Below are 21,922 nucleotides of genomic sequence, written 5' to 3' on the forward strand. Positions count from 1 at the left end.
TACTTGACTATCTGCCCCTGCACCGGCAGGTTGTTGGCATGGGGTTTTACCGCGAACGCCCCGTGAGGCTTTGGCCAGAGGTTCGCATGTCTCCATCAAAAGGATGCATGCCATGGCTGCCCCGAATGAAATCACCGTATCCCAGTTGCTGCGCCTGATCGGGCTACCCGATGCGCCTGTTCTGGTCGATATTTCGATTGACCCCGATTTTGCCGATGATCCTTTCCTGATCCCCGGTTTCTTTCGCCATCCGCACACGGATATCGACGGTCTGGTCGCAAAACTTGCCGGGCGACCCAGCATTGTCACCTGCCAGCAGGGCATCAAACTGTCGCAAGGGTTTAGCGCGATGCTGCGCAATCGGGGGTTAAAATCCGAATACCTTGGCGGCGGGAATTACGCATGGCGCGACCATCCGCAAGCACCGCGCATTCCTGCAAGCGCTTTGCCTGCGAAAGTCGCGGGCCGCACCCTTTGGGTGACCCGCCACCGGCCCAAGATTGACCGCATCGCCTGCCCTTGGCTGATCCGCCGGTTTGTCGACCCGGAGGCCGAGGTCCTGTTTGTCTCCCCCGCCGAAGTGATGGGCGTGGCCGACCGCTTTGGCGCGACGCCCTTTGATGTCGAAGAGACGTTCTGGTCCCACCGCGACGACAGATGCACCTTTGACACCATGCTGGACGAATTCGCATTGCACACTGCGCCGTTGGACCGGCTTGCCACCATTGTGCGCGCGGCGGACACCAATACCCATGACGCCGCCCCCCAAGCGGCCGGTCTGCTGGCGCTTTCTGTTGGCCTGTCGCGCCAGTACAAGGATGATCTGGCGCAGCTTGGCGCGGGCATGGCATTATATGACGCGCTCTATCGCTGGGCGCGCGACGGGCAAGGGGAAGGCCATGACTGGCCGGGTGGTAAAGCATGAGCACACCAAGCTGGTCACAGATGACCCGTGTCGTTGGCCGGATCGGGCTGTTGTCCTTTGGCGGTCCGGCGGCGCAAATCGCGCTGATGCACCGCGAATTGGTAGAAACGCGCGACTGGCTGTCCGAGCCGGCCTATTTGCGCGCCCTCTCCTTGTGCATGCTCTTGCCCGGCCCCGAAGCCATGCAGCTGGCAACCTATGCCGGCTGGCGCTTGCGTGGGACAGCCGGTGGTATTCTGGCGGGGCTTTTGTTCGTTGTCCCCGGTGCATTGCTCATCGCGGTTCTGGCGCTGGGATACGCTTATTACGGCGGGTTGCCGCTGGTGCAGGCCGCGTTTCTGGGGATCAAGGCAGCTGTGATCATCGTGGTGTTTCAGGCGCTGCGGAAAGTCGCAGGCAAGGCCCTGCACGGCAAACAGGGCTGGGCACTGGCAGGTTTATCCTTTCTGGCGTTGTTTGTGCTGGGGCTGCCCTTTCCCCTGATCATTCTGGCGGCCGGCTTATGGGGGATGTTTGCGCATACCGGACCTGTCGGGGATATGGACCCTTCGCCGCCCCGCGCAGCCCGCAGCCTGAGAACACTGGCGCTTTGGGGCGTATTGTGGGTCACGCCGCTGGCCGTGCTTTGGGCATTGGATCAGGCGTTTCTATTGCAGCTGGGTCTGTTCTTTTCAAAGCTTGCGGTGGTGACATTTGGCGGCGCTTACGCTGTGCTGGCCTATATGACCCAGACCGTGGTGCAGGATTTCGGCTGGATCACCACCGCCCAGATGATCGATGCATTGGGCCTCGCTGAAACCACACCGGGGCCGCTGATACTGGTCACCGAATTTGTGGCCCTTCTGGCAGGATTTGCGCAAACCGGCATATCAGGCGCGATCGCCGCCGGAGTCCTTGCACTTTGGGTCACCTTTACCCCTTGCTTTTTATGGATATTCCTCGCCGGCCCTTATCTCGAACGCATCTCGGCGCAGCCCCGCCTTGCCGGCGCTTTGCAGGCGATTACCGCAGCCGTGGTCGGGGTTATCGCCAATCTTTCGCTGTGGTTCGCACTGCATGTGCTGTTTGATCGCGTCCAGCCCGAAGCCCTCGCCGCCATGCCCCTGCCCGAGCTGCACAGTTTTAACCCTGCCGCCGCTGCCTTGACGCTTTTGGCGGGCATCTTGATGCTGGCCCTGCATCGCGGTTTTGTCACGGCGATGTTCGTTTGCGCGGCAAGTGCTTTGGTCATTGCTGCGGTTTGACGCCAGACCCCCCTTTCCCTTGCTCGCAAAAGAAGTATGGTACCGGTAACTAAGGGACGCTTCGAGGAACCAATGAGCCGCGAGATTGACTATGGCAACCTGATGCATGACGCGATGCGGGGCCTGATCCGCAAAGTGTTGTTGGACGTGGCAGACCGTGGTTTGCCCGGCGAGCATCATTTTTTTATCACCTTCGATACATCCCACCCCGACGCCGAACTGGCCGACTGGTTGTCCGATCGCTATCCCGGTGAAATGACAGTGGTGATGCAGCATTGGTATGACGGGCTGGACGTCACCGAAGAAGGGTTTTCGATCACCCTGAACTTCGGCGATGCGCCAGAGCCGCTTTATATCCCTTATGATGCCATCCGCACATTCGTGGACCCCTCCGTCGAATTTGGACTGCGCTTCGAGCAGCAAGAGAACGAAGATGCGGATAAATCCGAAACGCAGGATCTGGAGCTAGAGCCACAGCCGGATGTCCCGGACACTCCGAAAGAGGCGAAAAGCAAGGACGCTGAAATCGTCTCACTTGATTCTTTCCGCAAATAGCGGGCTCTTTCTATAAATGGACAGGCTTTCCTGCTGTCGCCCGATTGCGCTGACCCAAGGTCGGCGTTACACCCCACCGGGAACGTAAAAAGGCAAGATCAGGAGCCCCAGCATGGCGGATACCCGTACAGAAACCGATAGTTTTGGCCCGTTGGAAGTTCCTTCCGACAAATATTGGGGCGCACAGACCCAGCGCTCGATCATCAATTTCCCCATCGGTTGGGAACGTCAGCCCGTTGCGATCATCCGCGCCTTGGGCGTGATCAAAAAGGCCTGCGCCGAAGTAAACCTTGGTTTCGGTGATCTGGATGCTGAACTGGCCCCCGCAATCAAAGAAGCCGCGCAGGAAGTGATCGACGGCAAATTCGATGACAACTTTCCATTGGTCGTCTGGCAGACAGGGTCCGGTACCCAGTCCAATATGAACTCGAACGAGGTGATTTCGAACCGCGCGATCGAGATCTTGGGCGGTGTGATGGGATCGAAATCGCCTGTCCACCCCAACGACCATTGCAATATGGGCCAGTCTTCGAACGATACTTTCCCGACGGCCATGCACGTGGCCATCGGCATGGTCGCGCGCGACACGCTGCTGCCCGGCCTGCGCAAGCTGCACGATGCATTGGTAGCCAAATCGGATGAATTCAAAGACATCATCAAGATTGGCCGCACCCATACGCAGGATGCGACACCGCTGACACTGGGTCAGGAGTTTGGCGGCTATGCCCACCAGATGGCCAAAGGCATTGCGCGTGTCGAAGCTTGCCTGCCCGATATTTACGAGCTGGCCCAAGGCGGCACAGCCGTGGGCACCGGCCTGAACACCCGCAAGGGCTTTGCCGAGAAAGTCGCAGCCGAGATCGCGGCAATCACCGACCTGCCCTTTGTCACCGCCCCCAACAAGTTCGAAGCATTGGCCGCCCATGACGCGATGGTCATGTTCTCGGGCGCGCTGAAGACTGTTGCGGCATCCATGTTCAAGATTGCCAACGACATGCGCCTTCTGGGGTCCGGACCGCGCTCTGGTCTGGGCGAATTGATCCTGCCGGAGAACGAGCCGGGCAGCTCGATCATGCCGGGCAAGGTGAACCCGACGCAGGCCGAAGCGCTGACGATGGTATGTGCCCACGTCATGGGCAATGACGCCGCCGTCGGTTTTGCCGGATCGCAAGGTCACTTTGAGCTGAACGTCTACAACCCGATGATGAGCTACAACGTGTTGCAATCCATGCAACTGCTTGGCGATGCTGCGGGCAGTTTCACCGACAACATGGTCGTCGGCACGCTGGCCAATGAGCCGCGGATCGAAAAGCTGATGAAAGAAAGCCTGATGCTGGTGACAGCACTGGCCCCGACAATCGGCTATGACAACGCCACCAAGGTCGCCAAGACCGCGCATAAGAACGGCACAACCCTGAAAGAAGAAGCAATCGCGCTGGGATTTGTCGACGCGGAAACCTTTGACCGTGTGGTGCGGCCCGAAGACATGATCGGCCCCAAATAGGATCGTTTCATGAGCACGCCGATCAACCTGAACAAAGCCCGAAAGGAGCGCACCCGCGCCTCCCGCAAGGCCCGCGCGGATGAAAATGCTGTGCGATTTGGACAGACCAAGGCGACAAAAGACGAACTGAAGGCGCGCGCCGAAAAAGACGCGCGCCTTCTGGACGGGCATAAACGCGAAACATGAGCGGGCGCCCTGTCAAACATTCCGTCACCCTTAAGGGACATCGCACGTCGGTGTCGCTTGAGGATGAATTCTGGAACGAGTTTCGCGATCTGGCTGACGAAATGGACATGCCGATCAATGCGCTGGTGGCGCAAATCGACGAAGCGCGCGGCATGGAAATGGGGCTTGCCTCTGCCATCCGGCTGTTTGTGCTCCGCGCGTTAAAGGATCGTTTACCAAACGGCGAATAGGGGCGAGGATGCACTGCCTGTCCTCACCTCTGACCACCCAAGAATGGATAATTGACCTTTTCAGCGCGCGCGCGGCTGCGACCGGCAGTGTCGTTCGACAAAAAAAGCGCGACATCGAACGCAATCTTGGCATGAAAGAATTCAAGGGCGCGCTGCGCAGGCGAGGTTTTCGCGCCATCGAGAATGCCGGACAGATCGTGATTTTCTGTAATCACGAACCTGTCCGCGCAATCCTGTGATCGTTTTCTTTCAAAGAAAACGGTCGGAAACTTTGAAAGTTTCCGTTTTGTTAGGCGACCGATGCGTCGAAAATCTTGCCGATATTCGCGCCCAAGGCCGCGTTGAAACCGTCATCCGTCATTTTCACGTTCAACCCTTCGGTCAAGGCGCGTGAAAAGCTGGCGATCATCTTGGTGTTCCGCCCCAATCGTGCGCAGGCCTCGTCCGTTGAATAGCCCCCCGACAACGCCACGACCCGCAGCACATTGGCATGATCCGCCAGCGCGTCATAAATGCCTGCCTTTTCCGGCAAGGTCAGTTTGAGCATGACAATTTCGTCCGCCGTCAATGTCTCGACGTGACGCATCAGGGCGCTGGCCAGCATCTCTTCTGCTTCTGCCTTGGTCTGCGACTGGATGTTCACCTCAGGCTCGATGATCGGCACAAGTCCGGCGGCGCAAACCTGCCGCGCCACGTCGAACTGTTGGGCCACGACCGCTTCGATCCCCGCCTCGTCAGCCGCGTGGATAACCGAACGTTCCTTGGTGCCGAAAATGCCCGCCTGCGCGGCGCGCGACAGCAATCCGTCCAGCTCGGGCATAGGTTTCAGCACCTGCACACCATTGGCTTCGTCTTCCAAACCTTTGTCAATTTTGAGAAACGGCACAACACCGCGATCTTCCCATAGCAATTGCGCCACCGGCTTGCCGTTGATTTCCCCGTCCATGGTGCGTTCGAACAGGATCGCACCGATCACTTTTTCAGAGGTAAACGCATCCGCCAGAATGATACGCGCACGCATGTCGTGCATCGCTTGAAACATCTCTGCGTCACCGTTGTAATCGCTTGGCTCAACGCCATAAAGGCTCAGCGCCTTGGGGGTGGACCCGCCGGACTGGTCGAGCGCTGCAATAAAACCCTTGCCGCTTTCCATCTGCGCTTTTTGTGCTGCGTTAAGTGCCATGGCTGGTGATCCCCGTGATTTTGATTCCGCTTTCAGGCGTGTCTAATCCAAACCGGCGACGGATGATAGAACCTACCGCCGTTCCAGCCGCAACCAGATGCCCTTGTCCGACCGCACGGTCAGATGCGCCAAGGGCACCGGCACACGCGCAGGGTCAGCAACCACGCGGAAATCCCGCAAAATGCGCGACAGAATCAAGGGCCCCTCGACCATAGCGAACCCGGCCCCCGTGCACACCCGCGCACCAGCCGAGAAGGGAATATAGGCCTCGCGGCTGCATTGCTTGCCATTTTCGGTCTGCCATCGCGCCGGATCAAAGCCGTCAGGATTGTCCCACAGCCGTTCGTGGCGGTGCAGATGCCACGGGCTGAGCACAATTTGCGATCCCTTCCCCACATCGCGGTCCCGAAACCGTTCGGGGCAAGATGCCTCGCGCACCATCATCGGCACCGGCGGATAAAGGCGCAGCGTTTCGCGAAAAACATCTCGGCTGAGCCGCAGCTTAGACATCACATTGAAATCGCAATTTTCCAGCGCCTGCGCTTCCGCCGCGACACGGTCCTGCCATTCAGGATGGGTCGCGAGCAAATACAGGGCCCAAGCCAGGGCCGAAGCGCTGGTTTCATGCCCCGCCAGAAAAAAGATTGCGACCTGATCAACCATTTCGCTTTCGTCAAAACAGGCCCCTGTGACCGGATCTGCCGTGGTCATGATCTTGGAGGCCAGATCGTCGGGCGCGGTGCCCGCTGTTATATCTTGCGTGCGTTGATGGGTCAGTTCGGTGATCAAAGCGCGGATTTTATCGGCGCTTGCTTTGGTTCCACGGCGGAAAAACCGTGGCATCCAGCGCGGCAGCGGAATGAAGGCAGCGAGGTTCAGCAGGGGCTGCGAGCGCTGATAGACGCGGAATTCATCAAACACCGCCCGCGCGATGTGATGTTCTATGGGGATGGAAAACAGCGTGCGACAAATCACATCGGCGGCCACATGACTGGTCACTGCCTCAATCTCCAAATCCTCGCCAACGCGCGGTTCGATCCGTGCCGCTGCGGCTTCGGCCGCCGCCCACATGGCGGGAAATACCTCCCGCAGACGCCCGCCCTCGAATGCGGGATCAATGATACGGCGCTGGCGTTTCCAGGTTTCGCCATTGCTCACAAACACGCCCGTGCCCAGCAGCGGGCGCAGCCCTTCACTGACCCTTTGTGACTTGGGGAAATCATCGGGGCGATCTTTCAGAACTGTTTTGATCAATGCCGGCTGGTTGATCAGATAGCTGCGGAAAAACGGCGTTTTGAATTCCGCCATCCACGCCCGATAAAGGCGCGCAGGCTGGGCGGACAGAATGTCGGCGCGAAACAGTTTGGCATATCGCCAAAGCGACACTTTGCGCGGTCGGCTGGGCGGTTTGGGTGGCAAACTCATGCGGCAATCGACGTGTATTTGCTGACCGCGCGGTCGATGCGCGATTTGCTCGGCGGACGATCTGCATAGCGATCCGCCAGCGTCATAGGACCGGCTGTGATCTGAAAATAGTCGTAATCCTTGGGCCGGTCAAAAGCGCAAAGATATTGAAAATGCAGCCGGAAAAACCGCCAACGCAGTTCTTTCCAACGCTTCGGGCTAAGCGTCTGGGTGAAAGCCGCTGAAAACACCAATGGCCATTTCTTGTCCGTCGGAGCAACACCGGAGACGGAAACCGGATCACAAAGAGCAAATGAACACCCGTCCCCGGGGGCGGTCACATCCACCCATGTCACTTCATCCCGTGCAGAAAGATAACGCAGATCAGCGCGCAAGCGATGAGCATCAGACAGGAAAGACACCATCGGTACGACCTGTCCCAAAGACAGAAAAGACAGCGATGGACCGCTAGCAGGCACCCTGCCCTGACGGATCAGGTCCGCAAGAATCGACACCCCCAGATGCGCGCCGGAAGAATGGCCAACGACCAGAACTTCGTCCGCGTCGCTTTGCAGGGCGGTTGCGATGGTCTCGGTGAATACCGCAATCCGCGCGTCCAACTCTGGCGGATTGGCCCCTTTGGACGAGGCTGAATAAGAGTAATCATGCATCAGGTAATAGGCGTAAAACTTGCCGTCCAGCTTTTTGAACCAGCGCAGCAGGGCGACACCGCTGATCAATCCAACGGAAGCTGCCACTGCGGTCCCGCCTAGGGCGGCATCCTCTGGCCCTGTCACCAACCCCACAGCCAGCGCTGTAATATATCCCGCCAGTTGCCCGATGGCCCAGCCCAACATCACAGCCAGCGCCAGCTGCAAAAGCAACATCCCCACCGGATAAAGCGCCGCGATCACTGGCCCTTTGCGCAGCTTCATCAACCGCCACAGGGCACCGGACCCGATATAGATCCAAGCCGTGCGGAGCAGCTGTAGGTAGGTCGCAGGGATAGACGTGCTCATGCTGTCGCGCACGATGTCGGACCAGACAAGGACTTCGACATCGCAATGCACCGGTGCCGCATCGATAACCGCATCCACAGACCAGCCGTAGTTTTCGCCAGCCGGTTTTGCCGTTAACCCGATCTCATAACCAGAAATAGCCGCCTGCGCTGCGCTTTCGCTGCGGTACAACTCGCGGTAGCGGCGCGGGTGAATCGGATCATAGCCCGGGATGTAAAACACCCGGCGCTGTTTCACGCGATCTGTTGATGTCTTGCCCATAGCGCCCTCTTTGCCCATACCCTAGCCGCGAATTTGGACAAGGGTAAGGCTTTGACGGTGCCGAATTACCCCAACAATCCAAGCGCCGGAAAGGTATCAAGCAACCAGAAGGCCAAGGTGGTAAAGGCACCGGTCACCATCATGATCCCGACGACCACCAGCAACCCCCCCATCACCCGTTCAATGGTTTTCATGTGGCGTTTCAGGCGGTTCATCACCCCCATGGCGCGGGTAATGAACATTGCGGCCAGCAGGAATGGAATACCAAGACCCGCGGCATAAACGCCAAGCAACAATGTCCCTTTGGCCAAAGATGCCTCGGAAGCGGCCAAGGACAGGATCGCCCCCAGTTGCGGACCAATGCAGGGCGTCCAGCCAAAGGCAAAGGCAAGCCCAAGCACATAAGCGCCAAAGCTGGAACCACCTTTGTCACCGGCATCCAGACGGGCCTCTTGATCAAGGAAAGGGATGCGGAACAGCCCAAGGAAATGCAGGCCGAAAACAATGATCACCACACCGGACACTTGTGCAAAGAGCACCTGATTTTGCAGGAAAAACGCCCCGAAGGCCGAAGCCGTAAACCCAAGGATCAAGAACACCGTGCTGAGCCCCATGACAAAGAACAACGCGGCGATCACCGCCTTGCGCCGGCCCGCGTCCTGCGTGGACATATCATTCAGGGAAACCCCGCTCATATAGGCCAGATAGGGCGGCACGATGGGCAAAACACAGGGGCTGAGAAAGCTGACAACACCCGCGATCAGGGCGATCAACATAGCAGGCAGCAGGCCCGCATCAATGAGTTCAATACCAAACATGCCCTCACCCTTAGCGGGGATGCAGGGCGGCGTCACGCGGCCAATGGTCACAAGACTGTGGACGCGGTGTAACATCTGGCGTACTGCGCGGGGCATGGAAACACATGACCTTGATGCCACGGGCCTGCTGTGCCCCCTCCCCGTGTTGAAACTGCGCAAACGATTGGCAGCGTTGAAGCCCGGCGCACAGATTACAATGCGCGCGGATGACCCCGCAGCCATCATCGACGTGCCCCATTTCTGCGCCGAATCCGGCCATCTGCTGGTTGAAACGCGCGAGGAGGGTGCGGTGCAGGTCTATCTGGTGCGCAAAGCCGGTTAACGGCCCCGTCTTCCAAACAAAAACCATAACCAGACACAAACCATAAAGGCAGGCCACATGGGCCTGCCTTTATCGTTTTAATACGCGGGAAAGCTTAGCGGCCCAATGACCACCAGCCCTTTTTCTTGGGCTTCTTCGGTTCTTCCACTACCGGCTCGGGATCAGGTGTCGCAGCAACCGGTTCAGGCACTGGCGCGGATGCAACCGGCACCGGCTCTGCCGCAACCGGCGCAGGCTCTACAGCTGCCGGTGTTGCCGGTTCTTCCGCAGGCACAGCGGGGGCAACCGTTTCAGCTTTTTCCTCAACCTTCGGCTTTGGTTTCGCACGGCTGGCGCGCGGTTTCCTCGGCTTTGCTTCCTTAACCGGCTCGGCCTTCTCTTCAGCTGGCGTTTCTTCGCCAGAAGCTTCCTCTGCGGCTTTCGCCTTTTTAGAGGCCGCAGTCGTACGCTTGCGCGGTTTGGGTTTGGGCTTTTCCGTGGCTTCCACAGCTTCCGCTACAGGCTCGGACGCAGAAGCATCCGCATCTGCTACAGCTTCCGCAACCGTTTCTACGTCGGCTTTGGGCTCCGCCTTGGGCTTGCGGGTGCGGCTGCGCGAGGTCGGCTTTTTAGGCTTATCCTCGACGGCTTCATTGGCGTTCGCTTGTGCTGGTGCGTCGGCTTGTGGCGCATCGGCCTGCGCTGCATCGGCTTGTGCGGCATCAACATTGGCAGCGTCAGCTGGTGCGGCGTCGTTCTGTCCGCCATTCTGATCCGCGTCATCCGAACGGTTTTCGCCGTTGTTCTTGCCACGGCCCCCGCGGCTGCGACGGCGACGGCGCTTGCGCTTGGGTTTGCCATCGGCATCCAGCTGCTGTTCACCATTGTTGTCGCGACCGGAGTTCTGGGATTTCTCTTGCGTGTCTTCGGCCTCTTCTGCAGCGGCCAAGGCTTCGGCGGCCTCTGCGGCTTCGGCTTCGGCCTCGTCAATCTGATCCATCAGGGATGTATCAACCGACACCACATGCGCACCGGCGACCGGCACATTACGGGTTGCGGTTTTGAACTTCTCCATCGAGAAATTCGGGCTGACCAGATGCGGGTCCCCTTCGATGCGCACGGCCATGCCATAACGCGCCTCGATCTGCGCGACATGTTCGCGTTTGGAGTTCATCAGGAAATTTGCAATGCCCACAGGGGCCTTGATCAACACTTCGCGGGTGCGGCGACGGGTGCCCTCTTCTTCCATGTGGCGAATGATCGACAGGGCAAGGTTGTCGTCCGACCGGATCAAACCGGTACCGTGACAGGCCACACAAGGCTGTGTCGTGGCTTCGATCATGCCGGGACGCAGACGCTGGCGCGACATTTCCATCAGGCCAAAACCCGAAATCCGGCCCACCTGAATGCGCGCGCGGTCGGTCTTGAGCTTGTCCTTCATCATCTTTTCGACAGCCGTGTTGTTACGGCGTTCGTCCATGTCGATGAAGTCGATGACGATCAGGCCCGCAAGGTCACGCAAACGCAGCTGGCGTGCCACTTCGGCGGCTGCCTCAAGGTTTGTTTTTGTCGCGGTCTGTTCGATGGACCCTTCTTTGGTCGCGCGGCCAGAGTTGACGTCAATCGCCACCAGCGCTTCGGTCACGCCGATCACGATATACCCGCCCGAGGGCAGCTGAACCGTCGGGTTGAACATGCCGGCAAGGTAGTCTTCGACCTTGTAGCGCGCAAACAGCGGCAGGTTTTCCTCATAGCGTTTCACGTTTTTCGCGTGCGACGGCATGATCATTTTCATGAAGTCCTTGGCGATGCGGTAGCCGCGCTCGCCCTCGACAAACACCTCGTCGATATCGCGGTTATACAAATCACGGATCGAGCGTTTGATCAGGTCGCCCTCTTCGTAGATCTTGGCGGGCGCGATGGATTTCAACGTCAGCTCGCGGATTTGCTCCCACAGGCGCTGCAGATATTCATAGTCGCGCTTGATCTCGGCGCGGGTGCGCTTGGCACCGGCGGTCCGCACGATCAGCCCCGCGCCCAAAGGCACAGTGATTTCGTTGGCAATCTCTTTCAGCTTTTTGCGGTCAACGGCGTTGGTGATCTTGCGGCTGATGCCACCGCCCCGTGCGGTGTTGGGCATCAAAACGCAGTACCGGCCGGCAAGGCTCAGGTAGGTTGTGAGGGCAGCGCCCTTGTTGCCGCGCTCTTCCTTAACGACCTGCACCAGCAGGATCTGGCGCATCTTGATGACTTCTTGAATCTTGTAGCGGCGCGGCCGTGGCTTGCGCACCGGCCGGATGTCTTCGCTGTCATCCTCATCGGCAACGGATTCGATGCTTTCGTCCTTGGACGTGGCATCTGCTGCTTTGGCTTCATCCTCGCCGTCGGCGTCACTGTCGCCGTCGGTTGCGCTGTCTTCAGCTGCGCTGTCGTCCGATGTCGTTTCGCCAGCAGGCGTTTCGCCCTCTGCGTCATCCTCAGCGGTGACTTCGGGGGTTCCTACCGGCGTTTCCGGCACCCGTTCCATCGGCGAAGACGCCTCGTTTGCGTCCACTTCGACATCATCGTCGTCACTCAGATCAACGGTTTCCATGCCCTCGATCTCGGTCGAGGTCTTGGCGTCCGCCGACACAGCATCCTCGGCCTTGGGCTTGGAGCGGCTGCGCGAACGCGACCGGCGCTTTGGCTTGGGCTCGTCGTCATCCTTGGCTGCCTGCGCTTCGGCATAGGCGCGCTCTTCTTCCAGCAGCGCCTGACGGTCGGCCACAGGGATCTGGTAATAATCGGGATGGATTTCCGAGAAAGCAAGAAAACCGTGGCGATTGCCGCCATAGTCCACGAAAGCGGCCTGTAGCGACGGCTCTACGCGCGTCACTTTGGCCAGATAAATGTTGCCAGCTAGCTGGCGTTTGTTTTCGGATTCAAAGTCAAATTCCTCGACCTTGTTTCCATCAACCACAACAACGCGGGTTTCTTCCGCGTGGGTGGCATCGATAAGCATTTTCTTAGGCATGTTTTCACTATGCACAGCACATGCGCCAGACCAGCCCCCGGGGGAGCTTGTGACGTTGCGGTGTGACTTGTCAGGGCGATGGGTGACGGCGCCAGTACACTGTACAGCGAAACGGGGCCTGAAAAGGCCAGTCCGTTCCTGCTCGTCGTTCCTGCGCGCGTCATCGCGGTTCTTCTCCGATGCGATCATGCCGGTCCGGCCCGCCGCATCCATTATATACTGAACATCGTCATGGGCTTGCCCGTCCAACGTCAGTGGTTCTCTGGCCGTTTCCGGCCCAATCGGTCTGTTTGCGTGCCCAGCAAGGGGCTGCCACAAGCAGCGAAACTCTTAGCCAAGGACCTGTGACGCCATTGCGCGACATATCCTTGTTACACTTAGATAAGGGGATTGGCCTGCAGAACACAATGGGCAATGTTCTTTCACCTGCTCAAAACCGCAAATCGGACGGGGGTTGCTTGACAAAATCTGCCCGTTCAGGCTCATCTGGCCGCGCATAAGTGCGCCGGCTTGGGCTGGTGCATCCATCCACGTTGCACCATTTTAAAGACCCGAAGGACTTTCCATGCATATTCTGACCCGCTCCGTACTTGGCTTTTCCCTTTTGGGGCTTGTCGCTTGTGATGAATTGGCCGTGGCCAATGATCCTGTCGCCTTGGCCGAACTGCGGGGTCAGAAAAGCTGTGTTGCGGCTGTGGCAGGCGAAACCGGTGCTGCGAATGTGGCGATCAACACCACAATTCCCGTAATCGAACTGAACCGCTTTATCGTTGATGTGCCCGGTGCCAAAATGTGGACCTGTGTGACCGACGAAAACGGCAAAGCCATCGAAATCGTCGAGCGCCAGAACGGCTGACCTTTGGCCAACCGTTCCGGCACGCGTTTAGCCGGTGGCTACAGGTAATCCGACCGTTGCAGCCCGTACTTTGCCATTTTTTCGTTCAAGGTACGGCGCGGCAGGCACAGTTCATCCATCACCGATGAAATCGACCCTTTGTGACGGCGCATTGTGTTGTCGATCAGCATCCGCTCGAAGGCTTCAACATATTCCTTCAGCGGCTTGCCTTCGGTCGTCATCACCGGCTGCATTTCCTCGTGATCCGACATCAACAGCGATGCAATCGTGCCCGAGCCGCGGCGCGACTGCAAAACCGCGCGTTCCGCGACATTGATCAACTGGCGCACGTTGCCCGGCCACGGGGCCTGCAACAATTGCGCCGCTTCCTGTGCGCTGACCTGCGGTGTGTCACAGCCGTATTCCTCAGAGAACTGTTCGCTCAGACGGGTGAACAGCGTCAGAATATCCTCGCCGCGCTGCCGCAGCGGCGGCACAGTGATACGCAAAGCCGCCAGACGGTAAAACAGATCATTGCGCAACACATCTTCCGAGGTACGCCCCGCCTCTTGCAAGTTCGAGATCGCGACAATCCGCGTTTCCGCCGGGGTGCCCTGTTCGTTGATCACGCTCAACAAACGCGCTTGCAATGTCTCTGACAAAGCTTCGACATCTTCCAGAACCAGCGTTCCGCCCCGCGCCTCTTCGATGGCCGGCAACTGCGCATCTTCCGGCAACATCGGGCCGAACAAGCGCTTGCTCAGCATGTCCTCTTCCAACGCCCCGCAAGAGACCAGCACGAACTTCTTGCCCGCGCGCGACCCGACAGCATGCAGCGCATGCGCCACCAGTGTTTTACCCGTGCCGGTTTCGCCGTCGATCAGCACGTGACCGTCCGCCTGCCCCAGATCCAGGATATCTTCGCGCAGACGTTCCATGACCGGCGACTGGCCGATCAGCTTTTTCATCAACTGCCCGCCGTCTGACAATTCACGCCGCAAGGCGCGGTTGTCCATCACCAGACGCCGCGCATTGGTGGCCTTTTTCGCCAGCTCGCTCATCCGGTCGGGATTGAACGGTTTTTCCAGAAAATCAAACGCCCCCACGCGCATCGCTTCAACCGCCATCGGCACATCGCCGTGCCCCGTGATCATGATCACGGGCAAGGCACTGTCGCTGCCCATCAGCTTTTTCAAAAACTGCATGCCGTCCATCCCCGGCATCTTGATGTCGGAAATCACGATGCCCGGATATTCCGGCCCCAGCGTTTTCAACGCATCTTCGGCTGATCCGAACGTTTCAGTGTCATACCCCGACAAGGCCAACCACTGGCTGATCGACTGACGCATGTCCTGTTCGTCATCGACAATCGCAATCTTCATCGCCTGAGCCATAGTTTACTCCGCTGCTTCTACTTTGTTCTTTTCGCCCATGATGGGCAATTGCATCTCAAAGACCGCCCCGCCCGCCTGTCCGTTGCGCGCTGTAAGCCGTCCGCCAAGGTCGTTGACGATGCCCGAGGAGATGGCAAGCCCCAAGCCGACACCGTCCCCCGGTTGCTTGGTGGTGTAAAACGGTTCGAACAGCGCGTCGAGATCAGCAATGCCGGGACCGTTGTCGCGTACCGTCAAAGTCGCCGTTTCACCGGCTGACAGGATGATCTCAACCTGCGGGTTCCGTTCGGATTTGGTGGCGTCCAGAGCATTGCGAAACAGGTTCACCAAAACCTGTTCGATCCGCATCCGGTCGCCCATCACGATCACCGGTTCATCGGGTAGAATGCGCACGATTTCAACCTGCCGCTGGCGCAGCTGCGGTTCCATCATGGACATCGAGGACGCGAGGGCCGCACCCATATCTACAGGGGAAAACGCCTCCTGTCCCTTACGGGCATAGGATTTCAACTGGCGCGTAATCGCGCCCATCCGTTCGATCAAATCGTCAATGCGTCCGAACGACGACAGCGCCTCGTCAGGCCGGTTGCGGCGCAGCAATAATCGCGCCCCCGCCAGATAGGTCTTCATCGCGGCCAAAGGCTGGTTCAATTCGTGGCTGACCGCCGCCGACATTTCGCCCAATGCCGCCAGTTTGCTGGATTGCTCCAGCGTCTGTTCTGCCACCGCCAGCGTTTCCTGAACCCTTTTGCGCTCAGCGATTTCCCGCTGCAAGGCCACGTTCAATGCGCGAAGTTTGGCCGACTCGCGCTGGAAGATCGCCAATCGCCCCGCCGTGCGCCGGCTGAGAAAATAAAACGCCAAAGCCAGCAGAATCGCAAACCCCATGACTTCCAACGCCAGAACGGCATTCACCCGTTCGCGCACACTCTCATAGGTGGTAAAACTGATCATACGCCAACCACGAAAGGCGATCCGGTGTTCCAGACGCATCACCGCTTCGCCCTGCAAATAGGCGTCGGCCGGCAGCGCGGTCCAATCGGCCGTGGCCTTGATCGCGCGTTCGATCGCGGATTGAGGCGAGGTATTAACAAGGGCTTCAGCCTCGCTTAACCCGCGCCAGCGTGGTGACGTGCCCAGAATGATCTCTCCTGCGCTGTCCATCACGATCACCGCATCGGAAATACCGGCCCAGGCACGTTCGAACTTTTGCAGATCCACCTCGACCGCAATCACGCCCAAGGTGTCGCCGCCCGCCTGAATGCGGCGGGAATACACAAATTTGTACCCGCCCCCTTCCAGCTTGATCACGCTGAAAATCGTGACATTCGCGCGGATTGCATCCACGAAATAGGGCGCTGATTTGTGCAGCGATTGCAAACGGTTACGATCCGTTGCTGCCACAGTGCGCCCGTCGATATCGTATAACATCAAAGACGCGGCACCGATCTCTTCGACAAAGGAAATCAAGCGCTGGGTCGACAGGGAATAATCCGCCTCCTGCAAAGCAATGATCAACGAGGGATCGCGCGCCAACAGCTGCGGCACAATCGCGTTCTGGCGCAACTCGGCCATCAGGTTGCCGCTATAAAGCGCGATCCGCAGCTCGGCGCGGTTCCGTGTGCTTTCGGTGAACCGGTTGGTCAGCAGGTTGTTGGTGACCGAAATCACCACCACCGCCAGCACAAGGATCATCCCGATCGCCAGACGCACGCGCCACGATATGGTCAACGCCGGTTTGCTTATGGAGGAGGTCTCGCTCATGCCGCCACCCTACTCAGGGCGCGCGACGCACTCAAGTCACGCGGTGCTCAGCGCCCCTGCCAATGCGCGAAAGAGCGCCTGTCCGTCGGTGCCGCCATGGCCCGCGTCTGCCGCCCGTTCGGGGTGTGGCATCATCCCCAACACGCGCCGGTTCTGCGACAGAATGCCGGCAATATCCGCCTGCGCCCCGTTCGGGTTGTCCGTGTAGGTAAAGGCCACGCGGTCCTCGCCCTGTAGACGCGCAATCGTGTCGGCATCGGCAAAATAGTTACCGTCGTGGTGCGCAATCGGAATATCTATGACATCCCCAACCGAATACCCTTCGGTATAAGCGCTTTGCGCGGTCTCGACCCGCAAACCCACGGTTTTGCAAATATACTTCAGCCCCGCATTGCGCAGCAACGCGCCGGGCAACAGACCGGTTTCCGTCAACACCTGAAACCCGTTGCAAATGCCCATGACATAGCCGCCGCGTTCCGCGTGTGCCTTTACCGACTTCACAATCGGCGACTGCGCGGCAATTGCGCCGCAACGCAGATAATCGCCGTAGGAAAATCCACCCGGAACACCCACGATATCAACGCCTTGCGGCAACTCGCTGTCCTTGTGCCACACCATATCAACCTGACATCCTGCGGCCTCGAAAGCCACCGCCAGATCGCGGTCGCAATTGGACCCCGGAAACACAACAACTGCGGCACGCATCAGGACATCTCCACCGAGTAGCTTTCGATCACCGTGTTCGCGAGCAGCTTTTCGCACATCGCGTTCACATCAGCTTCGGTCGATCCTTCAGCCAGATCCAGTTCGATCACTTTGCCCTGACGCACACCGTTCACGCCATCAAACCCGATGGCCCCGAGCGCGTGGCGCACCGCTTCGCCCTGCGGGTCCAACACACCATTCTTCAACATCACATGCACCCGTGCTTTCATAGCGCGTCCCCCAGCTTCATCTTGCTACTAAACTCAATCCCGCGGTCCGCCACGGGATGTTCCGGTATCAATTAATAAGTGTCGGTTTGGTCATCGGCGTCGAGGATTTGGGCATGACGCCCAACCGCTTGGCCACTTCCGTGTAGGCATCCGTCAATGACCCCAGATCGCGGCGGAACACGTCCTTGTCCAGCTTCTGACCTGTTTCGATGTCCCACAAACGGCAGGAATCGGGGCTGATTTCATCTGCAATGATCAACCGCTGGAAATCGCCATCATAGACCCGACCGACTTCGATCTTGAAATCCACCAGTTTGATGCCGACGCCGAACATGACACCCGACATGAAATCATTCACCCGCAACGCAAGGCTCAGGATGTCTTCCATGTCTTGCTGGCTGGCCCAACCAAAGGCCGCGATATGTTCTTCGGTGACCAAAGGATCGCCCAGCTTGTCGTCTTTATAGCAATATTCAACGATGGGGCGCGGCAGCTGTGTGCCCTCTTCGATGCCAAGACGTTTGGACATTGTTCCGGCCGCATAATTGCGCACGATGATCTCAAGCGGCACAATCTCGACCTGACGCACCAGCTGTTCGCGCATGTTCAAACGTTTCATGAAATGCGTCGGCACGCCGATCTGATTCAGACCCTTCATGAAATACTCGGACAGGAGGTTGTTCAGCACCCCCTTGCCTTCGATCACGTCCTTCTTCTCGGCGTTGAACGCGGTGGCATCATCCTTGAAATATTGGACAATTGTCCCGGGCTCTGGGCCTTCATACAGGATTTTTGCTTTGCCTTCGTAGATCTTTGTGCGCCGGGCCATGGGCGTCCTTTCGGGATACGGGTCGGAGGGACTCTCCGGCGCCTGTTATCGCCCTCTTAATCTATGCCCCCCTCTGCTGCAAGCAATCGCAAACATCTTGTTAAAAACCACCGGGGTACACATCTGTTATTCACCTTAACCGCAAACAGGAGTGCATTTGATGCCATCTCTCAAAGACCGCGAAAACGCTTTTGAAAACAAGTTTGCCCATGACGCAGAAATGCAGTTCAAGGCCGATGCACGGCGCAACAGGCTGTTGGGCCTTTGGGCGGCAGAGCTGCTGGGCAAAACCGGCGAGGCCGCAGCGGATTATGCGCGTGAGGTTGTGAAATCCGATTTTGAAGAGGCCGGTCACGAAGATGTCTATCGCAAGGTATCCGGTGATCTGGGTGACAAAACGGACGAAGCCACCCTGCGCGCCAAGATGGCCGAACTGATGGCGCAAGCCAAAGCGCAAATCGCGCAGGAAGCCGACTGATCCTGACAAATTGATGCGGTTTCTCCTCGAATAGAAACCGCATTTCGCCCGCGCGCGCCCCAAGCGTTAACGAATTGGACGGCCCGCCCCCGCTATCCTGCCTGTGGGGGACAAGCTTGGGGAAGATCGGGTATGAAGCGACAGTTTAGGGCTGCGTCTTGGACCGCAGTCGGGCGGATATCTGCGCCATTCCTGATCATGGGTGTCAGCCTGTGGATGTTGGCGGATGTGCTTGATCCGCCCCTCTTGTCCAGCCTGCCAGAAACGATTGCTGCCTTGCCGCCAGGACTTTTTCTGCTGGCCGCTACGCTTTGCGGCATCAGCCTATGGGCGGTGGCACGCTATGACGGTTTGGCACATCGCCATTTCCGCACCCGCGTTGATCCGGCACTGGCGCGTCAAAGCGGTCTGTGCGCCATTGCCATCGCGCAAACCGTCGGGTTCGGCGTCTTCACAGGGGCCGCCGTGCGCTGGCGCATGCTGCCCCACTTCGGGCTGAAGTCCGCAATGCGCCTGTCGGTCTTTGTCTCTGTCACTTTCATGAGCGCACTGGCGTTTCTGGCGGCCCTCGCCTGTTTGATCCTGCCTGCGCCCTCTTGGGCGTTCTTGCCTGCTGTTGTTATCGCAGCCGGCCTCCCCTTGACCCTGATCACACTCAGCTTTGCGCCGGTTTGCGCGCGCATCAGACACCACATGCGCATTCCCAGCCTGCAAGCGGTGCACGCCATTCTGGGCTGGGCGGGTCTGGACGTGCTGGCAGCCGCCCTTGCCTTTTACATCCTGATCCCTGCGCCGGATCTGGGGTTCGCCGCCTTTTTGCCGGTGTTCCTGCTGGCCCTTGCCGCTGCCATGCTGTCAGGTGCGCCGGGGGGTGTGGGCCCCTTCGAACTAACCTTGATTTCCTTGCTGCCGCACGTCGCACCCGCCGATCTGATCACCGCGGTCTTGGTCTTTCGCGCGCTCTATTATGCCATTCCCGCTATGCTGGCGGTTCTGTTCGTCTTTTGCACAAAACATGCCCCGCCGGTGATCCCCGCCCCACCCGTTCCAAAGGGTCAGCAATTGGCAGAGCTTGGCGTATTGGCGCAGAATGGCGGTATCATCCGACATCACCGCACGGGGTCTTATGCGCTGTGGTTCACGCAACAAACCGCAACCCTGCTGTTTGATCCCGCAAGCGGACGCCCGCAGGCTTCACTGGCGGATCTAAAGGGCCAAGCCGCAAGTCACGCCCTAAGCCCCTGCGTATATAAGTGCGGTGCCCGCACCGCCGTTGCCGCCCGCAAAAGCGGATGGTGCGTGGTGCAGGTTGCGCAGGACTGTGTGATCAACCTGCCTGCCTTTGACCTGAACCACCCCGACAAACGCAGCCTGCGTCGCAAATTACGCAAGGCGCAAAAGGCCGGCGTCACGGTGACACGTGCCCCATCCGGCACCCTGCCCTTACAAGCGATGGCCGCAATCGACACCTTATGGCAAACCGCCCAAGGTCCCGCACGTGGCGGCACAATGGGCCGTTTCTGCCCTGATTATCTGGCGGTGCAAGACGTCTATCTGGCGCATCTGGACGGGCAGTTGATCGCCTATGCCAGCTTTCACAGCGACCCCTCCGCGCCTTGTCTGGATCTGATGCGCCATTTGCCCGATGTACCACAAGGCACCATGCATCTGCTTGTGAAAACCGCCATTGATGCCGCCCGCACTGAGGGCAAACCGGCGCTCAGCCTTGCCGCCGTGCCCTATATGCCGGCGTGGTCGAAATACAGCGGGCCGTTTCGCCGGTCCTTTTCCAATCCAGGACTGCGCCAGTTCAAGGCAGGTTTTGCCCCTGTCTATGTTCCGAAATACGCAGCGGCCCCGTCAGCAGGATCGCTGGTCCTTGCCCTTGCCGACATCGCCAGCGAGGTGCACCACCCCCGCCCGTTGCCGACTTTCGGCCCTGCTCATAAACAACATGAAGAATATGAGGTTGCCTTGGAATGCCCGCCGTGGAAGGGGGAGCCTAATTCCTAAAGACAGGCGTACCCCATGAGCAATGCATTCACCGATCTTCTGGCCGAAAAAGGCACACTTCTGGCCGATGGCGCAACAGGCACGAACCTGTTCAACATGGGGCTGATGTCCGGTGAGCCACCGGAGTTCTGGAACACGGACGAACCTGCAAAGATCCGCACCCTGTATAAAGGGGCTGTAGATGCGGGCAGTGATTTGTTTCTGACCAATAGTTTCGGGGCGAACGCCTCGCGGTTGAAACTGCATAACGCGGCAAAACGTGCCCACGAACTAAGCCGTGTTGCGGCTGAAATCGGGCGCGAGATCGCGGATACCGCTGGCCGCAAAGTGATTGTTGCGGGTTCCGTTGGACCAACGGGCGAAATTATGGAGCCGGTCGGCACATTGAGCCACTCGGTTGCTGTCGAGATGTTTCACGAAACCGCAGACGGGCTTAAGGCGGGGGGTGCCGATATCGGTTGGCTGGAAACCATCAGCGCCGCCGAAGAATACGCCGCCGCCGCCGAAGGCTTTGCATTGGCGGGGCTTCCGTGGGTTGGCACCATGAGTTTCGACACCGCAGGGCGTACCATGATGGGGCTGACCTCCGAAGGCATGGTGGACATGGTCGAAGGGTTGGATAATGCGCCGCTGGCGTATGGGGCCAACTGCGGCACGGGCGCATCCGACCTGTTGCGCACGGTTTTGGGTTTCGCGGGCAAAGGCAGCACACGGCCTATCGTTGCCAAAGGCAATGCAGGAATCCCGAAATACGTCGATGGTCATATTCACTATGACGGCACACCCGAATTAATGGCACAATATGCTGTGATGGCCCGCAACTGCGGTGCGTCCATCATCGGCGGCTGCTGCGGGACCATGCCGAACCACCTTTCGGCCATGCGTGAAGCCCTTGATACAACATCGAAAGGCAGCGCGCCCGAGCTTGCCGAAATCGTTGCCGCCTTGGGCGATTTTTCATCGGCTAGCGATGGCACAGATGGCGAAGGCCCCGTGCGCGCGCCGCGCAAAGGACGGCGTCGCGGATAAGC

At 58.8% G+C, this 21,922-nt stretch carries 23 protein-coding genes; 12 read left to right on the plus strand and 11 right to left on the minus strand.

The window, feature by feature from the left end; genetic code table 11:
- Window positions 1-112: 112 nt before the first annotated feature.
- From Z947_RS0113775 to Z947_RS0113800, 6 genes are all read left to right on the plus strand, one after another.
- Window positions 113-925, plus strand: a complete 813-nt coding sequence (locus Z947_RS0113775; RefSeq protein WP_025044874.1) for a chromate resistance protein ChrB domain-containing protein — start codon at window positions 113-115, stop codon at window positions 923-925.
- Window positions 922-2,169: a chromate efflux transporter gene (gene chrA / locus Z947_RS0113780; RefSeq protein ID WP_025044875.1), complete on the plus strand. Its 1,248-nt coding sequence runs from the start codon at window positions 922-924 to the stop codon at window positions 2,167-2,169. The genes Z947_RS0113775 and chrA overlap by 4 nt, the downstream gene beginning before the upstream one ends.
- Window positions 2,170-2,241: 72 nt before the next feature.
- On the plus strand, window positions 2,242-2,724 hold the full coding sequence (locus Z947_RS0113785; protein WP_025044876.1) for an SspB family protein: 483 nt from the start codon (window positions 2,242-2,244) through the stop codon (window positions 2,722-2,724).
- Between the two features lie 112 nt (window positions 2,725-2,836).
- A complete protein-coding gene (gene fumC / locus Z947_RS0113790; RefSeq protein ID WP_025044877.1) occupies window positions 2,837-4,228 on the plus strand; it encodes a class II fumarate hydratase in 1,392 nt (463 codons plus the stop codon).
- 9 nt (window positions 4,229-4,237) lie between these two features.
- Window positions 4,238-4,414 (plus strand): DUF4169 family protein, encoded by a 177-nt coding sequence (locus Z947_RS0113795; protein WP_025044878.1) that lies wholly within the window; start codon window positions 4,238-4,240, stop codon window positions 4,412-4,414.
- The gene (locus Z947_RS0113800; RefSeq protein ID WP_025044879.1) at window positions 4,411-4,644 is read left to right on the plus strand and encodes a ribbon-helix-helix domain-containing protein; all 234 of its coding nucleotides are present in this window, start codon (window positions 4,411-4,413) and stop codon (window positions 4,642-4,644) included. Before Z947_RS0113795 ends, Z947_RS0113800 begins: the two co-directional genes overlap by 4 nt.
- Window positions 4,645-4,667: 23 nt before the next feature.
- On the opposite strand, the gene Z947_RS22115 is transcribed toward Z947_RS0113800, so the two are convergent.
- The 5 genes from Z947_RS22115 to Z947_RS0113825 all read right to left on the minus strand — a co-directional run bounded on the left by Z947_RS22115 (window position 4,668) and on the right by Z947_RS0113825 (window position 9,329).
- Entirely contained in the window at window positions 4,668-4,859 is a 192-nt protein-coding gene (locus Z947_RS22115) for a hypothetical protein (RefSeq protein WP_156026660.1), read from the minus strand.
- A gap of 74 nt (window positions 4,860-4,933) precedes the next feature.
- On the minus strand, window positions 4,934-5,827 hold the full coding sequence (locus Z947_RS0113810; protein WP_025044881.1) for a fructose bisphosphate aldolase: 894 nt from the start codon (window positions 5,825-5,827) through the stop codon (window positions 4,934-4,936).
- A gap of 72 nt (window positions 5,828-5,899) precedes the next feature.
- Window positions 5,900-7,252, minus strand: coding sequence for a cytochrome P450 (locus Z947_RS0113815; RefSeq protein ID WP_025044882.1), 1,353 nt, complete (start codon window positions 7,250-7,252; stop codon window positions 5,900-5,902).
- On the minus strand, window positions 7,249-8,511 hold the full coding sequence (locus Z947_RS0113820; RefSeq protein WP_025044883.1) for a hypothetical protein: 1,263 nt from the start codon (window positions 8,509-8,511) through the stop codon (window positions 7,249-7,251). Before Z947_RS0113820 ends, Z947_RS0113815 begins: the two co-directional genes overlap by 4 nt.
- A 65-nt stretch (window positions 8,512-8,576) precedes the next feature.
- Window positions 8,577-9,329 (minus strand): cytochrome c biogenesis CcdA family protein, encoded by a 753-nt coding sequence (locus tag Z947_RS0113825; RefSeq protein WP_025044884.1) that lies wholly within the window; start codon window positions 9,327-9,329, stop codon window positions 8,577-8,579.
- Window positions 9,330-9,423: 94 nt separating this feature from the next.
- Between Z947_RS0113825 and Z947_RS0113830 the strand changes: the two genes are divergently transcribed.
- The gene (locus Z947_RS0113830; RefSeq protein WP_025044885.1) at window positions 9,424-9,651 is read left to right on the plus strand and encodes a sulfurtransferase TusA family protein; all 228 of its coding nucleotides are present in this window, start codon (window positions 9,424-9,426) and stop codon (window positions 9,649-9,651) included.
- Window positions 9,652-9,745: 94 nt separating this feature from the next.
- Here the strand turns inward: Z947_RS0113830 and Z947_RS0113835 are convergent, their stop codons facing one another.
- Complete coding sequence (locus tag Z947_RS0113835) at window positions 9,746-12,643, minus strand: Rne/Rng family ribonuclease (RefSeq protein WP_025044886.1); 2,898 nt, start codon at window positions 12,641-12,643, stop codon at window positions 9,746-9,748.
- Between the two features lie 565 nt (window positions 12,644-13,208).
- Here Z947_RS0113835 and Z947_RS0113840 point away from each other — a divergent pair.
- Complete coding sequence (locus tag Z947_RS0113840) at window positions 13,209-13,499, plus strand: hypothetical protein (RefSeq protein WP_025044887.1); 291 nt, start codon at window positions 13,209-13,211, stop codon at window positions 13,497-13,499.
- 38 nt (window positions 13,500-13,537) lie between these two features.
- On the opposite strand, the gene Z947_RS0113845 is transcribed toward Z947_RS0113840, so the two are convergent.
- Complete coding sequence (locus Z947_RS0113845) at window positions 13,538-14,872, minus strand: sigma-54-dependent transcriptional regulator (RefSeq protein WP_025044888.1); 1,335 nt, start codon at window positions 14,870-14,872, stop codon at window positions 13,538-13,540.
- 3 nt (window positions 14,873-14,875) lie between these two features.
- Window positions 14,876-15,547, minus strand: a complete 672-nt coding sequence (locus Z947_RS22540) for a sensor histidine kinase (RefSeq protein WP_412556189.1) — start codon at window positions 15,545-15,547, stop codon at window positions 14,876-14,878.
- On the opposite strand from Z947_RS22540, the gene Z947_RS22545 reads away from it, so the two are divergent.
- Window positions 15,527-15,985: a tyrosinase family protein gene (locus Z947_RS22545; RefSeq protein ID WP_420804512.1), complete on the plus strand. Its 459-nt coding sequence runs from the start codon at window positions 15,527-15,529 to the stop codon at window positions 15,983-15,985. The genes Z947_RS22540 and Z947_RS22545 overlap by 21 nt on opposite strands.
- Before the next feature lie 687 nt (window positions 15,986-16,672).
- Here the strand turns inward: Z947_RS22545 and purQ are convergent.
- The 3 genes from purQ to purC all read right to left on the minus strand — a co-directional run bounded on the left by purQ (window position 16,673) and on the right by purC (window position 18,400).
- On the minus strand, window positions 16,673-17,341 hold the full coding sequence (purQ, locus tag Z947_RS0113855; protein WP_025044890.1) for a phosphoribosylformylglycinamidine synthase subunit PurQ: 669 nt from the start codon (window positions 17,339-17,341) through the stop codon (window positions 16,673-16,675).
- Window positions 17,341-17,571, minus strand: coding sequence for a phosphoribosylformylglycinamidine synthase subunit PurS (gene purS, locus Z947_RS0113860; protein WP_025044891.1), 231 nt, complete (start codon window positions 17,569-17,571; stop codon window positions 17,341-17,343). The genes purQ and purS overlap by 1 nt, the downstream gene beginning before the upstream one ends.
- A gap of 67 nt (window positions 17,572-17,638) precedes the next feature.
- Window positions 17,639-18,400, minus strand: coding sequence for a phosphoribosylaminoimidazolesuccinocarboxamide synthase (gene purC, locus Z947_RS0113865; RefSeq protein ID WP_025044892.1), 762 nt, complete (start codon window positions 18,398-18,400; stop codon window positions 17,639-17,641).
- Between the two features lie 160 nt (window positions 18,401-18,560).
- Here purC and Z947_RS0113870 point away from each other — a divergent pair, with 160 nt between their 5' ends.
- The 3 genes from Z947_RS0113870 to bmt all read left to right on the plus strand — a co-directional run bounded on the left by Z947_RS0113870 (window position 18,561) and on the right by bmt (window position 21,920).
- On the plus strand, window positions 18,561-18,878 hold the full coding sequence (locus Z947_RS0113870) for a DUF1476 domain-containing protein (protein WP_025044893.1): 318 nt from the start codon (window positions 18,561-18,563) through the stop codon (window positions 18,876-18,878).
- Between the two features lie 132 nt (window positions 18,879-19,010).
- Complete coding sequence (locus Z947_RS0113875; RefSeq protein WP_081781154.1) at window positions 19,011-20,891, plus strand: phosphatidylglycerol lysyltransferase domain-containing protein; 1,881 nt, start codon at window positions 19,011-19,013, stop codon at window positions 20,889-20,891.
- A gap of 15 nt (window positions 20,892-20,906) precedes the next feature.
- A complete protein-coding gene (bmt, locus tag Z947_RS0113880) occupies window positions 20,907-21,920 on the plus strand; it encodes a betaine--homocysteine S-methyltransferase (RefSeq protein WP_025044895.1) in 1,014 nt (337 codons plus the stop codon).
- Window positions 21,921-21,922 lie beyond the last annotated feature (2 nt).

The organism is Sulfitobacter geojensis (assembly GCF_000622325.1).
Classification (GTDB): domain Bacteria; phylum Pseudomonadota; class Alphaproteobacteria; order Rhodobacterales; family Rhodobacteraceae; genus Sulfitobacter; species Sulfitobacter geojensis.

Bases quoted from the DNA above. Each gene is read 5' to 3' on its own strand.
- Z947_RS0113775 (WP_025044874.1), top strand. From the start codon at position 113: ATGGCTGCCCCGAATGAAATCACCGTATCCCAGTTGCTGCGCCTGATC.
- chrA (WP_025044875.1), top strand. From the start codon at position 922: ATGAGCACACCAAGCTGGTCACAGATGACCCGTGTCGTTGGCCGGATC.
- Z947_RS0113785 (WP_025044876.1), top strand. From the start codon at position 2,242: ATGAGCCGCGAGATTGACTATGGCAACCTGATGCATGACGCGATGCGG.
- fumC (WP_025044877.1), top strand. From the start codon at position 2,837: ATGGCGGATACCCGTACAGAAACCGATAGTTTTGGCCCGTTGGAAGTT.
- Z947_RS0113795 (WP_025044878.1), top strand. From the start codon at position 4,238: ATGAGCACGCCGATCAACCTGAACAAAGCCCGAAAGGAGCGCACCCGC.
- Z947_RS0113800 (WP_025044879.1), top strand. From the start codon at position 4,411: ATGAGCGGGCGCCCTGTCAAACATTCCGTCACCCTTAAGGGACATCGC.
- Z947_RS0113810 (WP_025044881.1), bottom strand. From the start codon at position 5,827: ATGGCACTTAACGCAGCACAAAAAGCGCAGATGGAAAGCGGCAAGGGT.
- Z947_RS0113815 (WP_025044882.1), bottom strand. From the start codon at position 7,252: ATGAGTTTGCCACCCAAACCGCCCAGCCGACCGCGCAAAGTGTCGCTT.
- Z947_RS0113820 (WP_025044883.1), bottom strand. From the start codon at position 8,511: ATGGGCAAGACATCAACAGATCGCGTGAAACAGCGCCGGGTGTTTTAC.
- Z947_RS0113825 (WP_025044884.1), bottom strand. From the start codon at position 9,329: ATGTTTGGTATTGAACTCATTGATGCGGGCCTGCTGCCTGCTATGTTG.
- Z947_RS0113830 (WP_025044885.1), top strand. From the start codon at position 9,424: ATGGAAACACATGACCTTGATGCCACGGGCCTGCTGTGCCCCCTCCCC.
- Z947_RS0113835 (WP_025044886.1), bottom strand. From the start codon at position 12,643: ATGCCTAAGAAAATGCTTATCGATGCCACCCACGCGGAAGAAACCCGC.
- Z947_RS0113840 (WP_025044887.1), top strand. From the start codon at position 13,209: ATGCATATTCTGACCCGCTCCGTACTTGGCTTTTCCCTTTTGGGGCTT.
- Z947_RS0113845 (WP_025044888.1), bottom strand. From the start codon at position 14,872: ATGGCTCAGGCGATGAAGATTGCGATTGTCGATGACGAACAGGACATG.
- Z947_RS22540 (WP_412556189.1), bottom strand. From the start codon at position 15,547: ATGTCGGCGGCGGTCAGCCACGAATTGAACCAGCCTTTGGCCGCGATG.
- purQ (WP_025044890.1), bottom strand. From the start codon at position 17,341: ATGCGTGCCGCAGTTGTTGTGTTTCCGGGGTCCAATTGCGACCGCGAT.
- purS (WP_025044891.1), bottom strand. From the start codon at position 17,571: ATGAAAGCACGGGTGCATGTGATGTTGAAGAATGGTGTGTTGGACCCG.
- purC (WP_025044892.1), bottom strand. From the start codon at position 18,400: ATGGCCCGGCGCACAAAGATCTACGAAGGCAAAGCAAAAATCCTGTAT.
- Z947_RS0113870 (WP_025044893.1), top strand. From the start codon at position 18,561: ATGCCATCTCTCAAAGACCGCGAAAACGCTTTTGAAAACAAGTTTGCC.
- Z947_RS0113875 (WP_081781154.1), top strand. From the start codon at position 19,011: ATGAAGCGACAGTTTAGGGCTGCGTCTTGGACCGCAGTCGGGCGGATA.
- bmt (WP_025044895.1), top strand. From the start codon at position 20,907: ATGAGCAATGCATTCACCGATCTTCTGGCCGAAAAAGGCACACTTCTG.